Source organism: Streptomyces sp. NBC_00289, from assembly GCF_041435115.1.
In the GTDB taxonomy this organism is placed as follows: Bacteria; Actinomycetota; Actinomycetes; order Streptomycetales; family Streptomycetaceae; genus Streptomyces.
This window is the reverse complement of record NZ_CP108046.1, coordinates 393,752-414,018: the sequence shown is the minus strand read 5'-3', so window position 1 is coordinate 414,018 and position 20,267 is coordinate 393,752. Positions and strand designations below refer to the sequence as shown.

14 protein-coding genes and 4 pseudogenes are annotated in these 20,267 nt (G+C 68.0%); 11 read left to right on the top strand and 7 right to left on the bottom strand.

What is annotated here, in order from left to right; genetic code table 11:
* Positions 1-36 precede the first annotated feature (36 nt).
* Complete coding sequence (locus OG985_RS02170) at positions 37-702, bottom strand: IS630 family transposase (RefSeq protein WP_371674226.1); 666 nt, start codon at positions 700-702, stop codon at positions 37-39.
* Positions 599-1,093 (bottom strand): helix-turn-helix domain-containing protein, encoded by a 495-nt coding sequence (locus tag OG985_RS02165; protein ID WP_371666605.1) that lies wholly within the window; start codon positions 1,091-1,093, stop codon positions 599-601. Before OG985_RS02165 ends, OG985_RS02170 begins: the two co-directional genes overlap by 104 nt.
* A 709-nt stretch (positions 1,094-1,802) precedes the next feature.
* Between OG985_RS02165 and OG985_RS02160 the strand changes: the two are divergent.
* Positions 1,803-3,051: pseudogene (locus OG985_RS02160) on the top strand (IS3 family transposase).
* Here the strand turns inward: OG985_RS02160 and OG985_RS02155 are convergent.
* The 3 genes from OG985_RS02155 to OG985_RS02145 form a co-directional block, all read right to left on the bottom strand.
* Positions 3,020-3,928, bottom strand: a complete 909-nt coding sequence (locus OG985_RS02155) for an ISAs1 family transposase (protein ID WP_371666604.1) — start codon at positions 3,926-3,928, stop codon at positions 3,020-3,022. The pseudogene OG985_RS02160 and the gene OG985_RS02155 sit on opposite strands and share 32 nt — an antisense overlap.
* 263 nt (positions 3,929-4,191) lie before the next feature.
* Complete coding sequence (locus OG985_RS02150; RefSeq protein ID WP_371666603.1) at positions 4,192-4,440, bottom strand: DUF6225 family protein; 249 nt, start codon at positions 4,438-4,440, stop codon at positions 4,192-4,194.
* Positions 4,441-4,563: 123 nt separating this feature from the next.
* Positions 4,564-6,999, bottom strand: coding sequence for a helicase-associated domain-containing protein (locus OG985_RS02145; RefSeq protein ID WP_371666602.1), 2,436 nt, complete (start codon positions 6,997-6,999; stop codon positions 4,564-4,566).
* Positions 7,000-7,211: 212 nt separating this feature from the next.
* Between OG985_RS02145 and OG985_RS02140 the strand changes: the two are divergent.
* The 4 genes and pseudogenes from OG985_RS02140 to OG985_RS02125 form a co-directional block, all read left to right on the top strand.
* Positions 7,212-8,141 (top strand): annotated as a pseudogene (locus OG985_RS02140) (IS256 family transposase); the annotation flags it as partial.
* A 387-nt stretch (positions 8,142-8,528) separates the two neighbouring features.
* Positions 8,529-9,155, top strand: coding sequence for a transposase (locus tag OG985_RS02135; protein ID WP_371666601.1), 627 nt, complete (start codon positions 8,529-8,531; stop codon positions 9,153-9,155).
* Between the two features lie 50 nt (positions 9,156-9,205).
* Positions 9,206-9,529, top strand: a pseudogene (locus OG985_RS02130) (transposase); the annotation flags it as partial.
* 208 nt (positions 9,530-9,737) lie between these two features.
* Positions 9,738-10,952 carry a transposase gene (locus OG985_RS02125; protein WP_371666600.1) on the top strand — a complete coding sequence of 405 codons (1,215 nt, stop codon included), beginning with the start codon at positions 9,738-9,740 and terminating at the stop codon, positions 10,950-10,952.
* Between the two features lie 720 nt (positions 10,953-11,672).
* Here OG985_RS02125 and OG985_RS02120 read toward each other — a convergent pair.
* Positions 11,673-12,488, bottom strand: coding sequence for an ISAs1 family transposase (locus tag OG985_RS02120; protein ID WP_371666599.1), 816 nt, complete (start codon positions 12,486-12,488; stop codon positions 11,673-11,675).
* 973 nt (positions 12,489-13,461) lie between these two features.
* On the opposite strand from OG985_RS02120, the gene OG985_RS02115 reads away from it, so the two are divergent.
* From OG985_RS02115 to OG985_RS02095, 5 genes and pseudogenes are all read left to right on the top strand, one after another.
* Positions 13,462-13,803, top strand: coding sequence for an Lsr2 family protein (locus OG985_RS02115; protein ID WP_371666598.1), 342 nt, complete (start codon positions 13,462-13,464; stop codon positions 13,801-13,803).
* 835 nt (positions 13,804-14,638) lie between these two features.
* Positions 14,639-14,812, top strand: a complete 174-nt coding sequence (locus tag OG985_RS02110; protein WP_371666597.1) for a type II toxin-antitoxin system RelE/ParE family toxin — start codon at positions 14,639-14,641, stop codon at positions 14,810-14,812.
* 477 nt (positions 14,813-15,289) lie between these two features.
* The gene (locus OG985_RS02105) at positions 15,290-16,447 is read left to right on the top strand and encodes an ISL3 family transposase (protein ID WP_371666596.1); all 1,158 of its coding nucleotides are present in this window, start codon (positions 15,290-15,292) and stop codon (positions 16,445-16,447) included.
* A complete protein-coding gene (locus OG985_RS02100) occupies positions 16,444-16,908 on the top strand; it encodes a transposase (RefSeq protein WP_371666595.1) in 465 nt (154 codons plus the stop codon). Before OG985_RS02105 ends, OG985_RS02100 begins: the two co-directional genes overlap by 4 nt.
* A gap of 175 nt (positions 16,909-17,083) precedes the next feature.
* A pseudogene (locus OG985_RS02095) lies at positions 17,084-18,133 on the top strand (IS1380 family transposase); the annotation flags it as partial.
* A 397-nt stretch (positions 18,134-18,530) separates the two neighbouring features.
* Here OG985_RS02095 and OG985_RS02090 read toward each other — a convergent pair.
* Positions 18,531-19,178, bottom strand: a complete 648-nt coding sequence (locus OG985_RS02090) for a transposase family protein (RefSeq protein ID WP_371666594.1) — start codon at positions 19,176-19,178, stop codon at positions 18,531-18,533.
* 331 nt (positions 19,179-19,509) lie between these two features.
* Between OG985_RS02090 and fabG the strand changes: the two genes are divergently transcribed.
* On the top strand, positions 19,510-20,214 hold the full coding sequence (fabG, locus tag OG985_RS02085) for a 3-oxoacyl-ACP reductase FabG (protein ID WP_371666593.1): 705 nt from the start codon (positions 19,510-19,512) through the stop codon (positions 20,212-20,214).
* Positions 20,215-20,267: the final 53 nt, after the last annotated feature.

The following is a 20,267-nucleotide window of genomic DNA, read 5'->3' as shown; positions in this document are numbered from 1 at the left end:
CTCGGCGATTGAAGATCTCTAGTAGACTGTCGCGCCTTAATTTCTCTGTGTTGTTGGGTAGAGGTGGCGCAGTTTCACGCGTGCGTCGTCGGTGGTGAAGTGCCAGTCGACTTGGCGCTGGTTGCTGTTGGTGTACTGCTGCCAGGCGGCGAGTTCGGTGTTGAGCACGGCGAGGTCGTGGATGCGGCGGTCCAGGCACTGGCGGGTGAGTGCGGACAACTCGATCTCGGCGATGTTGAGCCAGGAACCGTGTTTGGGTGTGTGGTGGATCTCCAGGCGCTGGGCGAGCGCGAAGGCCCTCGCCGGGTCGAACGCCTCATAGAGCGAGGCTGTGGTGTGGGTGTTGAGGTTGTCCATGACCAGCACGACCGTGGCGGCGTCGGGGTAGTCCACGGTCAGCAGGTGCTCGACCTGGTGCGCCCAGTCGACCCTGGTCCGGCGGGACTGCGCGTCCACGCGCCGCCATCCGCGCAGCGGCTCGACCCAGCAGAAGATCGAGCAGGTCCCCGAGCGGACGTACTCGTTGTCCTCGCGCCGGTCACGGCCCGGCCGTGCGGGAAGCGGATCGCGGACGTGACCGAGCGGCTGGTACGGCTTCTCATCCATGCACACCACCGGGCGCGCCGGATCGAAGGGTCGGCGGTAGACCGCCAGGACGTCCTCCATCGCCGCGGCGAAAGCCGCATTCGCAGCCGGCGGGATGGTCCAGCACTTCTTCACATGAGGACGCAATTCCGTTTTTTAACACCCGGCCGATCGTGGAGTGGTCCAGGTCCGGGATGTCCTCGACCAGCGCGACGTGCTTCTCCAGCAGGCGCAGCGACCACCTGGCGTGTCCCTTGGGCGGCGTCGAGCAGGCCAGTGCGATCAACCGCGCCTCGACCTCGCCGGTCACTGCGGAGGGTACCGGCGGGAGTGCGCGTGCCTTCCGGCCGACCGTGGCCCACACATCACCACCGGTCTCCGCGTACCGCTTCGAGATCAGGCGGACCGTATCGCACGAGACCCCGACCCGGTCCGCGATCACCACCCGCGGAGCGACCGCGCCGGCCGAGGTGTCCAACGCGAGCAGCACCCGCGCCCGCCTGATCATCGACGCGCTGCGGACCCCGTCGTCGTCACGCGCTCCAAAGCCCGACGATCTTCGGCACACAACGCGACCGGATACTTCTTCTGCGAGGACACGGCACCCCTGCCCGGCCGAACGGAAGCGACAAGTGACGCTCGCTCGGCCAACTCCACCAACCAGGAAGACACTTAGTCGCGACAGCCTACTAGCCGGTCCGACTGCTGGTGAGGCTCGGTGGTGCCGTGGCCGCTCGGCCTGTGATGCGAGCAGTCGCGTTCCGGGGCTGCGCCCAGGGCCGCAGGGCGTACTTGTTCTCCGCCTGATCGGGCGGCCGGTCCGAGGCCCGACGCGCTGGAGACATCCCGGACTTCGCGGAGGGGCCGGGGTGCGCGGCGAGCAGGAAGTCACCGCCCTTCGCGTCCAGCGTGGCGCCGGACGCGTGGGCGGCTGCGCCGCCGGCCGGAGCGCGTCGGGTGAGGCTCCTGGAACGGCCGGACGACGTAGTGAGACCTTCAACCGCGAGATGCTGACGCGCTGGTAGGCGATCATGCGGGACGTGTGCCAGGCCTTCGGGGCCGAGCTGCGCGAGTTCAATGGCAAAGGCGACCACGTCCACCTGCTCGCGGTCCCCGTCCTACTTCCTGGGGTCCTGCAGCGGGGCACCGCTGAGCTGAGGCTGATCCTTTGGAGTGGGCACCCAATGGGTCTTGATGGTCCGGGGAGGGGTGTCCGGGTGGGACGCAAGTCTCCGTATCCGGAGGGGTTCAGGAAGGACGCGGTTGTGCTCTACCGCGCCGCGGCTGGCAAGCGGACGTACGCGGCGGTGGCCGCGGATCTCGGCATCACCGCGGAGTCGCTGCGGACGTGGGTGCGCAGGGACGAGGCCCAGGCCGTGCCCGGACACCGTGACGCGGGCGGGAGCGTGGCGGAGGAGCTGGCCCGGTTGCGGGCGGAGAACGCCCGGCTGCTCAAGGCCGAGAAGGAGTGGCATCTGGAGCGCGGGATCCTGCGCCGGGCAGCCGCCTATTTCGCTCGGGAGGTGAAGTGAGCCCCCACCGCTGGGACTTCATCTCCGACAACCGTGCCGGCTTCGGCGTCAAGCGGATCTGCCGCGTCCTTGGAGTATCCCGCGCCGGCTACTACCGGCACCTGGCGGCCGGGCAGGCCCGCGCCGAGCGCCAGGCCGAGGAGAAACGGACCGTGAGCGAGATCCGCGCTGTCCACGCCGGGCACCAAGGCGCCTACGGCGCCCCACGTGTCCATGCCGAGCTGCGTGCGAGGGGACGGAAGATCAACCGCAAGCGCGTGACCCGGCTGATGCGGATCAACCACATCGTCGGCCGACACCTGCGAAAGAAGAAGCGGACGACGATCGCGAACAGGACCGCGCCGCCCGCGCCGGACCTGGTGATGCGCGACGTGACCGCGGACACGCTGAATACCCGGTGGTGCGGCGACATCACTTACACAGCCGTTGGCGCGACATGGCTCTACCGCGCCACGGTGATCGACATCTGCTCGAGGAAGGTGGTGGACTGGTCGATCGCGGACCACCTGCGCACCTCGCTGGTCACCGACGCGATCGCCGGCCCCGCAAAGTCCTGGGTTGGCGGACGCCGGCCGAGGTCTTCGAAGAACAGCTACGCTCGCTGCAACAGCCCGGTGTTGCAACGACTGGTTGAACTCGCCCAATACAGTGCGGCCGCCTTCGCCGGGGTGTGCGGCCGGCACGGCATCCGGCGCAGCATCGGCCGGGTCGGCTCAAGCTATGACACCGCCCTCACCGAGTCGTTCTTCCAAGGCCTCAAGCGCGAGCTGCTCCACGGGAGGCACTGGCCCCGAAGGCGCAGACACGGCTCGAGCTGTTCCGCTGGCTGTCGTACTACCACCAGCGCCGACGGCACTCCGCCCTCGGCTACCTCACACCAGCCGAGTCCGAACAGCAACTGATCACATCACATACGCTGTCACTCGCCGTATGAAACCCGGTGTCCACTCCCGGGGAACCAACCTCAGTCCCGGCACGGTGGCGGCCTTGAGCCGGCGGATCTCGTCACGGCCGTGCGCGGTGGCCCGGGTACGGTCCAGCAGCGGAACCTCCTTCCACGGCAGGTTCTTCACCAGCGCGTGCAGGCTCGGATGGTTGCCCTTGAGTACGGCGATGTAGTGCGCTCCCTTCTCCTCGGCCAGGAACTTCGCGTGGTCGGTCTGGGGCAGCAGCGCGTCGAAGGTCACCACCGCGCCGGTCAGGTCCAGCGGGTTCAGCAGGGGCCGGAACGCGGTGATCTCGTTGCTCTTGGCGTGGACCTTACGCTGGGCCAGCACGATGCTGTCGTCACGCAGAGCGGAGATCAGGTGGACGCAGCGGCCGTTGGCGCGAATGGCTCCGCGCAGGGACTTGCCGTCCACCGCAACCTGCCCGCGCCGGACTGTCCGGTGGGTGTCTGTCCTGGCCGCGGCGCGGGAGGCGGCGGCACGACCGGTGAGCCAGCCGCCGATCGCCGCGTCGAACGCGTCGCCGTCGATGCGCTGCAGTACCCGGCGCACGGTGGCTTCGCTGGGCGCCCGGCAAGGTCGGTCCGGATCACGCAGCGCGGCCCCGCAGCACAACAGCAGCCGGTCACAGGCATCGGCAGCCCACTCCGCGATCGCGGTGAGGGACTTCGCTCCGGCCAGGACCGCGCAGGCGGCGACCGCCAGGACATACGGCAGCGGGTGACAACGGCCCGGGCGGCGGCGCGGGTCGGGCAAGCGAGACAGCCGGGCCAGAAGGGCGGGCAGTTCGTCGGGGGAGGCCGGATTGCAGCCCGCGAGTTGGCCCAGCCCGACGGGGATGAGCGATGCTGGCGCAGCAGGCACGATGATCACCGGAAGCCGTGCCTGCACGCGTATCGGCCGCCCGCCATCAACTGCCCACTTGGGGCATCAGGTCCATACCCCCGGCTCTGGCGCCAACCGCGAGAACGACGGAGCCCTGGAAGAGGTGCAGGGGTGACGCTGTCGATCCCGGGCGAGAACCTCCGGGGTGAGAACAGGCGGCGCAAGAAGATATTGGCCCCGCTGGAGTGGTTCGGTCGGGTCGGCTCGACCGCCAGGCGGGCACACTTCTTGACTGGGTTTCGTCAGTCCTGCGCGTCATCGTCTCGCAAGCGGCAGAGCAGGGTGAACTCATCACCGGTCGGTGCGATCCGCGGGGTCACGGCCTCACTCAGGAGGTTTCCCTCCACGACGACGTACTCCTCTGCTTCTCCGGGCTCGTACTCGGCGAAGAGAACCAGCGGGGTTTCGTCGGGAATGTCGGCCAGTGCCCGCCTCAGCCGGTCGACGGTCCATGCCTCTCCTTCAAACGAGGGGGATCCGCCTGAGTGCATATCTGTCCTCGTCGATATTGGGCTCGGCACGTGGGGCGAAACTGTATTCGATCAGCGCCACAGACGCGACAATGATCGCGGTCAGGCGTTTTGGTTCGCCTTACGGACGGGGTCGGACGAGCTTCAAGAAACTTTGCTGCTGCGTGCGGTCGGCTTGGCTGTCGCGGTGGAGGGGCGCAGGAGTGCTGCGGCTAGGGCGGTGGCGGTTGCTGGTCCCGGGCCGTGGTGGGGGTGGGCCTGGGCGAGTGGGGGCATCTGGGACTCGGCGCGTTCGCTGGGGGTTCGTTCGAGTACGGTCGTGCCGGTCTCGGCTTCCAGTACCGGGGTGTATCCGGCGGTGCGCAGTGCGATGAGTGTGTCCTTGGGGGGTGCGGTGCTGATCAGTACGGTGGGGGCAATCTTGCGCAGGCCGAGTTTTGTGAGGGAGCGGGTGGCGGCGACCTCGGTGATGAGGTGTTCGTCGTCGCTTCGGATGCAGCAGGCCGAGCGGACCACGCGTAGGCGGCCGTGGGTGCGGGCGACGTCCTTGATGGTGTAGGTCAGTGGCTGGGGCAGTTCGGTGCCGCCTTCGCTGACCGCCCTCAGGCGTTCGAGCACGGTGGCGGCGTCCAGTCCGGTGTCGAAGGCTCGGCGTAGTGAGCCGGGGGTGATCCGCCAGACGATGGCGTGTCCTTCGGATTCGCGGTCGGCGACAGTGGTGAGGAGGTCGCTGAGGTCGGGGGCGGCGGCGCCGGTGACGGTGGCGGTCAGGTCGGCCTGGAAACGGGCGGTGGTGCGCGGGGCGGGCAGCATCGCATCGAGTGCTGCCCGCAAGTGGGTGGTGGCGTCGGCGAGTCGGGGGTGGTCGGCCAGGTCGGGGCCTGCGCCGGGAACGGCCGGGAAGTAGCGCTCGGCCCCGGCGCACAGCAGGGCGTGCAGGGCGTGGCCGGCGGTGGTGAGGGCGCCGTGGGCGGTGACGCCGAGGAGTTCGGCCTCGGCGAGGGTGGCCGTCGCGCGCGCACGGAGGTCGTCTGTGTCCAGGAATTCGGTGAGCGCGGGGCGGAACCAGGCCGCGCAAGTGAGCAGTTCGTCGAGTGAGCCGGGGGCCATGGCATGCCCGGTGGGGAGGGTGGTCAGTGCGTCGAGGATGCCTCGGCGCAGCACGGTGGCCATCGGGTCGGTGGGTGAGACCAGCGCGACGGGGCTCTGGTCGTCGTCGGCGGGCCAGTAGGTGAAGATCTCAGGTACCACGCCCCAGGTGGCCAGCAGCGGCACAAGGCGGCGGGCGGGAGTTGCGGTGATCCAGGTGTCGTAGCCGAGAGTGGGCAGTAGGCGTGCCGACGCCTGGGGAACCGGGGTGCGGCTGCGGCGTCGGCCACGCGGTGCGGGCAGGTTCATAGGTTCCTGGTGGGGCCGGAGCAGGTCGGCGTTGGCGGCCAGGTCGAGCCACAGACGGGCCTGTTCCTCGCTGATCGAGGCGTCCTTGGCGACCCGTTTGGTGTCGCGGACAGCGATGCCGCCCGCTTTGCGGATCGCGAGCGGCTGAGCGGCCACCGTGCGCAGGACGAGTTCGGCATGCCAGGCAGCAGAGGCAGCCGCTGCCTGGGCCTGGCCATCGGCGCTGGCGGGTATCGGCTCCGTCCGGGTGAGGACCGGCGGCGTGAGGTGCACAGCGGGAGTGGTGTCATCGCGCAGGGCGTGGGCGATCTCGTAAGGGAGTTCGGCGAGGTCCTGGCCTGCGGGCAGTACCATGCCGCGTCCGGCCAGCCAGTCGGTCCCCGGATCGCCGGAACCACCGGGGCGCAACGTGAACTTGCTGTTCGAGCCGGCGTAGTAGCCGTAGCGCGTCACGAAACAATGGGTGCGCAGCAGTGGCGGCCCGGGCACCAGTTCGTCGAGCAGGTCACGGGCCGCGGGCGGGGCCTGAGCGGCCAGCTTGCGCACGTTGCCCGCGTCCTGGAGGAATGCGACGATCTTCTGCTGGGAGGCGTCGCGTGTGGTGCCCCTGCCCAGTCCCAGCCGGTCGGTGATTGCATGCACCTCGGGGGCGTTGAAGGCGTCGGTAAGCAGCACATCGAGGGGGCGGCCGTAGTGCTGGAGGGCGGCCGAGCCGCGGTGCAGCAGTGCCGGGACGATGATCTTGTCCGTGTGCGGGGGCAGGACCAGCGCCTGCTCAGCCAGGCGTTCCAGTGCTTCCTCAACGGCGGCCCGCGCCGCCTTGCCGGGTGCGAGCTTGTCCAGGACCACGGCGCGTGAGATGGCACGACTCGCCGGTTCAAGTACGGGGTCCTGCCTGGGCGTCCAGGACTGGGCAGGCGGGATCTGCCGCGGGAGGGGCCCGTGCTCGGCATCAGCGAGCTGGGCGATGGCGGTCAGCAGCCGCAGATCACCGGCGTGCAGCGAGCCGAGAGCGCGGCTGACGGACGCATCGGACAGCAGGTGGTCGGCGAGCTGGTCCAAAGTGCGTGGGCCCTGCCCGTATCCGGCGGCCTGCGGCAGCGACCTCAGCTCCAGCAGCGCGGTCAGCTGCGCGAGGGTACGCCCGGCAAGCCAGTTCTTCAGGGCAGTTGTGCTCTTCACCCCACCGATCGTAGGGGACAGCCGGTCACCAGTATCCCAGTCCCTTGCCCGCCTTCTGCATCGGCGGCGATGCCGTCGGGTTGCGTCCAGAGAAGTGGTGTACGGGTTCGACCTGGTCCGGGGGTTTGCTCCGGCATCGGGATGGTGCCCGTATAGATGAACGGCCACCGGCTGATCTTCGAAGTGTCGCAGCCTCGAAGGAGATCAGCACGATGACCGCACCTGACAGTGTGCCCCTGCACGCCCTCGCCGAGGACAATCTCGCCGCGGCGAGCCCCGATCTGCTGCGCGCGATGGTCAAGACGTTCACTGACGCGCTCATGTCCGCCGAGGCCGATGCCCTCTGCAACGCCGAATACGGGCAGGTCAGCGACGAACGCGTCAACCACCGCAACGGATATCACCCGCGCGAGTGGGACACCCGCGCCGGCACCGTCGAACTCGCCATCCCCAAGCTCAGGTCCGGGAGCTACTTCCCGCACTGGCTGCTGGAGCGACGTCGGCGGGCTGAGCAAGCCCTGATCTCAGTGGTCGCCACCGCCTACCTGCTCGGTGTCCGTACGCGCCGGGTCGAGAAACTCGCCGAGCCCCTCGGCGTCACCCAACTGTCGAGTCCCAGGTCAGTACGATGGCCAAGCACCTGGACGAACAGGTCGCCGCATTCCGCAACCGACCCCTGGACCAAGGCCCTTACGCATTCGTCTGGGTCGACGCCCTGACCCAGAAGGTCCGCGAGGGCGGCCGCATCATCAACGCCACGCGCTGATCGCGGTCGGCGTGAACGCCGACGGCCACCGCGAGATCCTCGGCATCGACGTCGCCTCCAGCGAGGACGGCGCCGGCTGGCTCGCCTCCTGCGCTCATTGATCGCCCGCGGCTTGTCCGGCGTCCAGCTCGTCATCTCCGACGCACACACCGGACTGGTGGCCGCCATCGGTGCGGTTCTGCCCGTCTCATCGTGGCAACGCTGCCGAACTCACTACGCCCGAAACTTGCTGAGCCAGGTTCCGAAATCGGCCCAACCCTGGGCCGCGACGCTCCTGCGGACGGTCTTCGAACAGCCCGACACCGACGCGGTGAAAGCCCAGATACGGTACGTCCTGGACGCGCTGGAGGCCAAGCTTCCCAAGGCTGCCGCCCACGGGTCCAGTCCCGCATCTCGTCCTTGACCTGCCTAATCAGCGCCGAATCGGCAGTGTTCCCTGCCAGCACCACACCCTGACCGGGATCCCGTCCCGCGTGACGGCCATCCCGATCTGCGGCAGATCGTCGCGCGAGTCCTTCGACTTGCCCCACGTCCGGAACCCGGCCGGTCACGCCGTCGCCGTCGTGTTCGGGGAGCGGGCGGCCCGCCGCGTCCCGGGTGATGGGGGTGTCGGCGTCCTCGACTTCGAAGTAGGTGGAGGTGGTGTCGAAGAATAGCAGGCTGACTTCGAGGTTCAGCAGGTTCGCGGCGGAGTCGAAGACCTGCTGCTCGAGCCGTTCTCGTATCTCGTGCAGCCAGTCCATCGTCCGGTGTCGAGCTGAGCGTGCGCCGTCTGTACTGCGAGAACAGCGCCTGCGCAAAGGTGACGTTCGCCGAGCAGGCACCGGGTTTGACCGTGCGTTATCAACGCCGCACGCCGCTGCTGCAGCAGGTGGTCGAGGCAGCGGGGGCGCTGCTGGCGGGCCGGGGTGGCGCCCGGATGCTGCAGGTCCTGAACGTCACGCTCTCGCGGTGTACCGTCTTGTCGGAGCTGATGCGGATGCCGCTGCCGCCCCTGATCACTCCGCGGGTTCTGGGCGTGGACGACTTCGCCCTCTACGGCGACACCTACGGAACCCTGCTGGTCGATGCCATCACCCGTCTGCCCCTCACGCTCTGGGAGGGCCGGGATGCCGAACAGCTCAGCCGCTGGCTGCGTGAGCATCCCAGCGTCGAGATCGTCTGCTGTGACGGTTCGCTGACCTACCGGCAGGGCATCGCCGCCGGCGTCCCCGGGGCCGTGCAGGTCAGCGATCGCTTCCACCTGTGGCAGGGGCTGTCCCGTCGCGTTCAGGACATCGCTGTCGCCCACCGGGGCTGCCTGCCCGCAGCCCTCCCGCCGTCCGAAGAGGCCGCTTTGGCGCCGGCCGAGACTCTGCTGCGCAATTTGCTGCGAAGAGTGGCGTGTTGACGAGGTGATCGTGCCCGTGGCCGCTTTCCTGCCGTGCGGCTGCGGGGGAGATGATGCGGATGTCGTTGCAGCCGAAGGGGTTACCGGAGGTCCCGGAGCAGACCGCGGCGGTGGCCCGGGCGGCTTTCCCCAAGGGGAGCCTGCCGATTCGGGTACGGGACCGCCTGGCGGAGGTCTTCGCCGACGAGCCGTTCACCGGCGCCTTCGGGGTCCGTGGCGCCCCGGGGATGGCACCGGCGGTGCTGTCTCTGATCACGGTTCTGCAGTTCGCCGAGAACCTGACCGACCGGCAGGCCACCGTGATGGCTGTCCGGGCGATCGACTGGAAGTACGCGATCGGGGCGGAGCTGACTGATACCGGCTTCGATCCCAGCGTGCTGGCCCGCTTCCGCGCCCGGTTGGCCGGGCATGGCCTGGAGCGGGTGGTCTTCGACCGGCTGGTCGACCACTGCCGTGAGGCCGGGCTGGTCGGTGCCGGCAGCAGACAGCGTACCGACGCCACCCACGTCATCTCCGCGGTGCGGAACCTGAACCGGCTGGAGCTGGCTGGAGAGCGTACGCGCGGCGCTGGAGGCCCTCGCGGTGGCCGCCCCTGCCTGGCTGGCCGACCAGATCGACGTCGCCGAGTTCGCTCACCGCTACGGACCGAGGGTCAACGGCTGGACCTTGCCGTCGTCCAAGACCAAGCAGGACCGGCTGGCGCAGGTGTTCGCGCAGGACGGCTATGCGATCGTGCGGGCCGCCTACGATACTGCCGCCCCGATGTGGATCCGCGAGGTCGAGGCCGTCCAGATCTTGCGGCAGGTGCTGGTGCAGACCTACTGCCTGCGCACCGATACCCGGGGGCGGGAGGTGATCGTGAAGCGGGACGCCGACGACGAGGGCGTCCCGCCCGGCAGACGCCGTCTGGCTTCCCCGTACGACACCGACGCACGCTGGGCGGTGAAAGGTGAGGATCTGTTCTGGTGCGGATACAAGATCCACCTGACTGAGAGCTGCGATACTCAAGCCGGAGCCGGAGCCGGAGCCGGAGCCGGAGCCGGAGCCGGAGCCGGACGGCGCGCCGGCCCACGGCCGAATCTGATCACCGACGTGCACACCATCGACGCCACCGTGCCGGATGTGAAGGCCACGACCGGTATCCAGCAGCGGCTCGCCGAACGCGACCTCGCCCCGGGCGAGCACTACCTCGACTCCGGCTATCCCTCGGCCGACCTGGTCACCGCCGCCGCGAAGAACGGCATCGCCATGGTCACCCCGCTGCTGGCCGACCGTTCCCCGCAGGCCAGGGCCGCCGAGGGGTTCGCCAAGAGTGCCTTCCACATCGACTGGAGGACCCGGACCGTCGGCTGCCCCGAAGGACACGCCAGCACCGGCTGGCATTCCGTCACCCAGCACGGACGCGACGCCATCGTCATCGAGTTCGCCAAGTCCGACTGCGGCAGCTGCCTGGTCAAGGACCGGTGCACCAGCGCCGCCCGCGGCAACCGCATGCTCACCCTGCGGCCCAAGGAGATCCACGAGACCACCGCCAAGGCCCGCACCGAGCAGAACACCCCGGCCTGGCGGACCAAGTACGCCCTGCGCGCCGGCATCGAGGGCACCGTCAACCAGGCCCTGGACGTCACCGGCCTGCGCCGGGCCCGCTACCGCGGGCTGCCCAAGGTCCGCCTCCAACATGCCTTCTCCGCAGCCGCGGTCAACGTGGTGCGGCTGGACGCCTACTGGAGCGACCAGCCCCTCCGCCGGGTCCGCACCAGCCGCCTCGAACGCCTCGCCTACCGGCTCACCGCGTAGACCTCACCAATTGCGCAGCAGAGTCGGCCGAGGCAACCACCACCGAGGACACCGCGGCGGACACACGAGCAGGGCAACATGCCAAGAGGCTGTTCCAGGCCGTGCACACCCTGACCGGATCCGGCCGGCTACAGCGCCGTGGCGGCCTGGTCCGCCGGACCGTGGGCAAGTATGCCCGCGCCCGCACCTGGCAGGAGATCGTGCGCCGCCCACCCCGCAAGCCCTCCGCCCTGGATCCCTACCGCGACTACCTGCAGCAACGCTGGGACGAGGGCGAACACAATGCGATGGTCCTCCATCAGGAACTCCGCACCAAGGGCTACCTCGGGCACCACCAGCGCGTGAAGGTGGCCATCGCGCCCCTGCGACGCGGGCTGCCGCTGGACCAGCCCCGCGAGCGCCCGCCGTCCCCACGCGAGACCGCCCGCTGGATCGCCACCCACCCGGACCGCCGCGGCCTCCACGTCACCCACCGCCTGCACCGGCTCCTCGAGCACTGTCCGGAACTCAAGCACGCCCACGACCTGTTCCGCCGGTTCGCCGCCATGCTCGCCAACCGCGACGCCGCACCCCTGCCGTCCTGGCTCGACGAGCTCTCCCACAGCGGACTGCCGCCACTTTCCGGTATCGCCGGAGCCCTGCGCGAAGACCAGCACGCCGTCGCCCAGGGGATCTCCACCACCTACGACTCTGGCGTCAACGAAGGCCGCATCACCGACGTCAAACTCCAGAAACGCCTGATGGCAGGACGCGCCGGCGTTCCGCTCCTGCGCCACCGCGTCGTCCTGATCGCCCACCCAGGGCTCTTGCAAAGTCGAATTTCTCTGACGTCTGTGCTGGTCCGCGGGGGATGCCGAGGAGGTCGAGTGGTGCGGTGAAGGGTTCGTAGGACAGGTCACGGACGGCTTCGGTCATGTTGGTGGCCTCGGTGGCGCGGAGCCGATTGAGGGCGGTGTTGCGCAGGGTGGCCATGTTCTCCGGGCCGTGGCCGGTGCGGATCTGCGAGCGGTCCTCGTCCCAGAGGCTGTCCCGCACGTAGTGGATCTTGTTCTCGATGTGCCAGTGACCGCGCAGGGCCAGGGCGATGTCCTGGGGATTCGCCTGGCGTGAGGACAGGTCGGCCTTCTCCCAGGGAAGGTGGTGACACCGGGCGTACAGGGTGGGCTGGTTGAGCTTGACGGTGAGCAGGTAATGGGCCTTCTTGTCCTGGACCAGGAACCGGGCGGTCTCACGCTGCGTGTGCAGTGCATCCGCGCTCACCCACGCGCCCTCGATGTCCAGCGGGCCGGGCAACTCGCGCAGCCAGGGGACTTCGTTGGACTTGTCGGGGACCCGTAACTGGGCGATGACCTGGTCGTCCTGGTCGATGACGGCCAGGAGGTGAGCCGCGGTCCGTGTCCGGGTGCGCGAGCCCCGGGCGCTCTTGCCGTCCGCCGCCAACCGCACGGGACGGTCACGCTCTGCACCTGCGGGTCGCAGCAGCACGGCCAGGCCGTCGGGGTGCAGCCGCTCGACGACCCGGCGGACGGTATCCATCGACGCGGCCGGCCGCACCCCCAAACGCCACGGACCGGGAAACCCAGCCGGCCCAGGGTGTCCTGAGGCGCCCGCCGCAGCCAGTGCCCGATCGCCGTGTGCGAACGCGCCCCGGCCGCCACCGCGCAGGCCGCCGCTCTCACCAGCGCGACCAGCGGATACCGCGTCCCCGACGATCACGCGGATCGACAGCCTCCACCGCATCACCCGTCGGGAGGACGGCACGCGACAGGACGAACGCAGGCATGGCAGACTCACGAATCACCGAAGCTCCGTTGTTTGCAGGCGAGTTGGTTGCTCACCCACATCAACGGAGCTTCGGCATGTCTGGTCACACCTCACCTGACCAGCCCACTCACAAGATCACGGCAACTTTGCAAGAGCTCTGATCGCCCACCTCCGCCGCCGTTACGCGGACCGGCCGACCATGACACCCAGATGATCTCCGCCTACGGAAATCTTGCCATAGCCATGAATGATCAACCTCCAGCCAACCCGCCAGGCCAGCACGCCCCAACCTCAATCGCGCACCCCTCCGTTATGGGATGGGTGACATCCAGGCCGCTTGATGGGGGACGACGGCGAGCGTGGTGCAACGGGAATGTATTGGTGAGGTAAAGATTCCTGAAAAGACTCTTGATGGTCACGGTTCACCATCGCCTGACAGTTACTGGGCTGGCTCATCGGGGGAATGGCGAAGTTGTGCGGCGGGTAACACCCTGGCCAATGAGGAAGCAGGGCGACTGGACTTCCTCACCTGATGTCTTCGTTGCATGCAGCGGGCGCATCCTGATCGTCTCATGAATGCGCTGATTGATCTGGAACTTCCCGTACCCTCCCCCGACTTTCCGCCAGATCCCATGACCTGCAGAGGTAGCGTCGCAAGTGCCGATTTCAAGATTGCGGTGCGACCCAGCAGAGCGTGAGCAGGTTTCGGATGCTGTGAAACTCGAGATGCGCTAATATCGTTTACATGGCCCAGAAGGTGATCACGACATTTGTGGACGACTTGACCGGCGAACAGTCGCAGGACATCTCCACTCACAGCATCCTTATTGATGGAGCGGGGGTCGAAATCGATCTTACGGACGAAAACTACGAAAAACTCCTCGAGCTGCTGAATCCTTATCTTCACGCTGACGGTACCCGCAGGATCCGTGGCGGGACTAAGTCGAAGGGGCAGCCCAGGATGCCCGCAGACAGGAAGGCCGACTCTTCCGCGATCCGAGCTTGGGCTCGGGAAAACGGCCATGAGGTCAGCGATCGAGGCCGTGTGTCCGCCTCGGTGCGTGAGGCGTACGAGAAGGCCAAGTAGGCTGAAGCAACGAGATCCCGCAGCTTGAGGGATCTTGACCAAAGCAGTATCGACCAGCCAAACCGCCGCTTCGCAGGAGGGGGCGGTTTTGTCGAGCCTGTTCACGTGTACTGAACCGCCCCGGGTTTGTTGTAGGCGGCGGGCTGTCCCGAGTTGGGTAGTGGGGTGCGGAGCGCTCTTGGAGTACCTCGAAATCTTCCACAACCGCCAGCGCAAACACTCCGCGCTGGGCATGCTCACCCCCATGGAGTACGCACTGCTGCCACCCGGCCGGATCCTCTTCCTGGGGGCCTCGTTGAATCTCGTGGAGGCACCCATTTTCTCCAGGTGCCACCTTGACCGTTCAGGCGCGAGGAAGGTGTGCCGGGCGCCTCACCCGTCGATCGCCTTTCAGGTGAACGTGGGAACCGTCCGGTGTCGTCCTCGCCTCGCGCAGCCAGTGCGGCGGAAGGACAGGCACGTCGTCAGCCGACGGCGCCACCTCGTCTGTGATCCCGCGTTCCTGGCCGTGGCCTGGGAGCGGGTCGCGGGGAACAAGGGCGCACGCTCGGCGGGAGTGGACGGCATGACCGTCACCTTCGTCCGGGAACGGATGGGCGAGGCTCAGTTCCTCGCCGGTCTGCGGGAGCAGTTGACGTCCCGCAGTTTCCGCCCAGTGCCGGTCAGGGAGCGGATGACCCCAAGCCGGGGTCGCGCGAGCGGCGCCGACTGGGCATCCCGACCGTGGCCGACCGGGTGGTCCAGGCGGCCTTGAAGCTGGTGCTGGAGCCGATTTTCGAGGTGGCCCACAGCGCTCAACGAGGCAGCCGGCCTTCTGAAGGCCGATTCCGCCGGCGTGGACGCACTGTTGCATGCCACGGACCGGCTCGCGGACGATCCGGCCCCCGAAGGCTCTCGCGCGTGGGGAAGCGGCCACCGGCGTCTGCACAGCGGCCCGTGGAGGATCCTGTACCGCATCGACGTCCAGAACAGCACGCTGCACATTGAGCATGTAGGACACACCGGCTGAGCGGGGCTACCCGGCGACTCGAGCGACTGGTCGGGCCGTGATGATGGATCAGCCGACCGGCTGGGCGCGGGCCGCATGCCAAGCATCCCAGATGTCGGTGCGGAGTGGGCCTCGATCAGGCACACCATGCCCTGGTCCTTGGCCCACTGCCGTACCTGTGGCACCGGCGGGTTCGCCGCGGCTGGTGCGGGATCTGGTCGGCGGCGGGCGATGACGACGGGGCGGGAGGGCGGCTGGGGCAGCTGGCCGGGAGAGGTGGCGGCAAAGCGGCGGCGTTCGAGGATCCGGCGGCGCTTGTGGTGCATGCGCTCCAGCCAGGGCATGTCAGCGTCGAGGTAGTGGTGCGCCTCGACGTGGGATTCCTTAGCCTCGCGCTTTCACGAGGTGGGCTGTGTCGGCGTCGGCTGAACCTGGGTTCTGGATCACTTTCAGTGCTGGGGCCACGGAGGGTCACCGAAACCGCGATCATGAACGGTCGTGGGTGATGTTCTCCTCCAGAACCTGTGGTTCCACCAGGTCCAAGGTGTCGTGATCGAAAACGTTGTGCCTGACGGCGAGTTGGTGGCCGTGCGGGCCCGGGCGGTTGCGGAGCGGGTCGTATGTCCAGCGTGCGGGACGCTGTCGTCTCGGGTGCACAGCCGGTACGTACGGCGGCTCGCCGACAGCTCGGTCAGAGGGCGTCCGGTGCTGATCGAGTTACAGGTGCGGCGGTTCCGCTGCGGCCAACGTTTGTGCAGACAGGCGACGTTCGCCGAGCAGGTCGACGGACTGACCGTCCGGCACGGCCGACGCAGCGCCGGGCTGCAGACAGTGCTGGAGCGTGTGGCGGTGATGCTGGCCGGCCGTGCCGGTGCCCGCCTCTCCCAGACTCTGGCCGCCGGGGTGAGCAGGTCGACACTGCTGCGGTTGATCCGTCGCCTGCCGGAGCCCGAGACCTCGACACCGCGGGTGCTCGGGGTGGACGACTTCGCGCTGCGCAAGGGCCACAAGTACGGCACGATCCTGATCGACATCGAAACCCGTCAGCCCATCGACCTGCTGCCGGACCGGACGACGTCGACGGTCGCCAAGTGGCTCGCCGACCATCCCGGCATCGAGGTGATCTGTCGGGACCGCTCCACCGCCTATGCCGAGGCCGGACGGCTCGGCGCCCCGAACGCCATCCACGTCGCGGACCGATGGCACATCTGGTCGAACCTGACTGAGGCCGTCGAGAAGACAGTCGTTCAACACCGCGCTCTGCTACGTGAGCCGCACGACGCCGCCACGGCCCAGGCCGTCGCGGACACGGAGAACACGAACCTCGATCCGCCCTCTCCCAGAGGGCCGCGGACAACCGGCCGACTCTCCGACCGCATCCGGGAACAGCACGCGGCTATCCACGCTCTCCTCGAGCAGGGCATCGGACTGCGCGCGATCGCCCGCCAACAGGGGCTGGCCCGCATACCGTCCGCCGCTTCGCCAACGCGGCAAGCGCGGACGAACTCCTGGTTGGCCGGTGGACCGGCCGAGCCAGCATTCTCGACCCCTACAAGCCTTACCTGCACCAGCGGTGGGCGGAGGGCTGCACCGTCGCCCGCCGCCTGTTCGAGGAAGTACGCGAACGTGGCTACCCCGGCGGCGAGAACGTGGTGAAGGTCTACGTGGCCAAACTCCGCGAGAACTTTCCGCACGACCCGCCCCACAAGACGCCGTCCGTGCGGAATGTGACCAGCTGGCTCACCCGCCATCCCGACCGCCTCACCGAGGACCAGACCCAGCAGCTCAAAGCGATCCTGGCTCGCTGCCCCGCGCTCGACCGCACCGCCCACCACGTCCGCACGTTTGCCGAGCTCATGAACAACCGTCAGGGCCGGGACCTGAACAAGTGGATCACGAGCGTCCGGGCCGAGGACCTGCCAGCCCTTCATACCTTCGTCACCGGTCTCGGCCAGGATCTCGATGCCGTCGTCGCCGGCCTCAGCCTTCGCTACAGCTCCGGCGCGGTCGAGGGTCAGAACAACAAGATCAAGATGTTGAAGCGGCAGATGTTCGGCCGAGCCAACTTCGACCTGCTCCGCAAACGGGTCCTCCTCACCGCGCGATGCCGTTCATGATCGCGGTTTCGGTGACCCTCCGTGGCCCTAGCACTGAAAGTGATCCAGAACCAGGATTCGGGCGACGGCGAGAGGCTGTCCAAGCGTTGATCAGAAACACGGAAAGTGCCCTTGACCTGCAACGATAGGACTTGCTGAGGGTCCTGTTGGCTGCAAGGAAAAGAGCACTTTCCAGGTGAGAGAGCCTATCTCGTCGTACCCACATGTCCGTGTCCGGGGAGACGGTCGGCAGGTGGTCTCGCAGGCCGGTGCGGTCCTGCTGCTGGAGACGGTCCGCAAGACGGGCCTTGACCAGGCGATATCCGCAGCTCTGGCGCCGTGGCGCAAACCGCGGGCCGTCCACGATCCCGGCAAGATCCTCCTGGACGTTGCCCTGGCGGTCGCACTGGGCGGGGACTGCCTCGCGGACGTCGCGATGCTGCGGTGTGAGCGGGCCATCTTCGGCCCGGTCGCCTCCGATCCGACCGTCTCCCGCCTGATCGACACCCTCGCCGCGTCCGGCGAGAAAGCCCTGCAGGCCATCCGGTCCGCACGCTCCGAAGTCCGCCATCGTGCCTGGTCGTTGGCCGGCGAGAACGCCCCGGACGCCGACGGTCAGGTCACCGTCGACCTCGACGGCGTCCTCGTGATCGCCCACTCCGACAAGCAGGACGCGGCGCCAACGTGGAAGAAGACCTACGGCCATCACCCGCTGACGGCCTTCGTCGACCAGGGACCGGGCGGAACCGGAGAGCCGGTCGCCACCCTCCTCAGACCGGGAAACGCGGGCTCCAACACCGCTGCCGACCACATCACCACCGCCCAACTCGCCCTGGCCCAACTGCCCAAGCGATACCGACGAGGACGGCAGACGCTGATCCGCACGGACTCCGCCGGCGGCACCCACGACTTCGTGTCCTGGCTCGCGAAGCGGGGCCGATGGCTGTCCTACTCGGTCGGCATGACGGTCAGCGAAGCCATCCACGAACACGTGCTGAAGGTCCCCGCCTCGGCCTGGACCCCGGCCATCGAGACCGACGGTGAGGCGCGGGACGGGGCCTGGGTCGCCGAGCTCACCGGTAAGCTCCTGGACGGCTGGCCCAAGGGCATGCGGCTCATCGTCCGCAAGGAACGGCCTCATCCTGGCGCCCAGTTGAGGATCACGGACGCGGACGGCATGCGGATCACATGCTTCGCGACCAACACCACCGGCCGGCCGATCGCCGAGCTCGAGCTGCGCCGGAAAGCGGCAGGTCCACCGGGACCGCCAGCACGTAGCGCAGCCGGCCGGCGTGCAGCCAGGCCCGCAGTCCCGGGTCGCGTCCGTAGCCGGAATCGGCGGTCGCGCGAACGGCAGCCCCGCCGCCAGCGCGCGTTCCAGCATGCCGAGCCACAACCGCGGCTTGGTGGCAGGCTTGCGCGATGGCCTGGTGTCGGCGTCGCCAGGCGGACCAGTGCAGGACATGGCTGATGTCGTGGCGGAGCGGGGGCAGGGCGGTTCGCGGTCGCCCGTCCCCAGGGCAGCGTGCGCAGCCGCTCGTGCAGCGTGGGCTGGTTCTTCTTCACGGTGAACGCGTAGTGTGCCTTCTTCGTCTCGACGAGGAAGGCAGCGTGGTCACGCTGCGTGTGTAAGGCATCAGCGGTCACCACGATCCCGGCCAGCCCGAAGGGGGCCAGCAGGGCGGCGAAGCAGGTGATTTCATTCGTCCTGTCCGGTACGCGTAGCTGGGTGGCTGGGTGATGGTCTGGCCGTCGCTGGTCATGGCAGCGAGCAGATGCGCGGCCGGGGTCTGGCCATGGCGGGACCCGCGGGCGCTCTTGCCGTCCGCGGCCACCGACTCCACCCCGGCCGGGACCTCCCCGGTCAAGTCAGCCAGACCACCTGGACAGACGGTGGAAACGATCCTCCGGAGTGTCGACCTGCTCGGCGCGATCCACACGTTCAGCGAGGTCAGCAGGCGTGCGCCGAGCCGGGCCAGTGTCCGCTGCGGCGCACTGCGGGCCCACTGCCCGATCGCCGTGTACGACCGCGCGCCCGCCACCACGGCGGACGCAGCGATCAGCAGCACCGCCACGAACGGGTGACGTACGCCCCGGCGATGCCGCGGGTCTGGGAGTCTGACCAGCCGCTCCGCCAACGACAGCCCGAACACCCTTCCAACGAAGGCGACTTGACGAGACAGACGGTGGCAGACTGACGGCACATGAGGCTCCGGTTTTTGAACGGTGACTGGCAGGCCATCCGCCCACAACGGGAGCCTCGATCTGTTCGTAGCGACCCCCGCCGACATCGTCACCACCCTGTGACCAGCACCTTCACCCACCCGGCAGGACTTTGGAACAGCCCTGGGTGGTCTGCTGAGACCTGGTTGGGTTGATGCGTTGTCGCCGGTTGTGGCGGCGGTGTTGGTGGCTGGGGTGGTGGGGCAGGCGCCGGTGGCGTCGGCGGCTGATCCGACGGGATGAAATGCTTATTTCCAGGTGAAACATCGAGAACGACTTCTTACAGTTTTGGAGTAGCAATTACTCAACGCAATGGGTTGCTCCTTCAACTTACCGTGCCGTAGATTCTGATCCAGGTGGTGTTTAACGGTCTATTCTCTAACTTGTGAGGCTTTTGCTGTGCCCCGTACCGTGCTTGTGACAGGAGGGAGCCGTGGTATTGGTCTCGCCGTGGCCGAGGCATTTCAAGAAAAGGGGTACAGAGTCGCAGTCACTCGTCGCGACTCGGCTGCGCCGGACGGTTTCTTCAACGTTGCCTGCGATGTCACAGATCCGAGAGGGGTCGATCGCGCCTTCACTGCTGTGGAGGAGGAGATCGGGCCGGTGGAGATTCTTGTGGCGAATGCCGGGATCACCGAGGACTCGCTGTTGATGCGTATGGGGGACGAGCAGTTCAGTCGGGTGTTGGATACGAATCTGTACGGTGCCTGGCGGTGTGCGCGCCGCGCTGTTCGGCCCATGGTTCGGGCGCGTTGGGGCCGCGTGATATTCATGTCTTCGGTGTCCGCATATTCCGGGGGAGCGGGGCAGACCAACTACGCGGCCAGTAAATCGGGGCTGGTCGGCATTGCCCGGTCGATGGTGCGGGAACTCGGGCCTCGGAATATCACGACAAACGTCGTGGCGCCGGGATGGATCGACACCGAGATGACAGCCGCGCTGCCGAGCGCCCACCGAGCAAAGGTCCTTGAGGAGATCCCGCTCGGGCGGCCCGGGAGTGTCCGCGACGTCGCCAGTGCCGTGACCTGGCTGGCCGCAGAGGAGAGCGGTTACATCACGGGAGCTGTTCTGCCCGTGGACGGTGGACTGGGCATGGGGCACTGAGGATGGCACAGGAAACGCAGCAGGGGACCCACTCGAACATTCTCCGGCTCCCA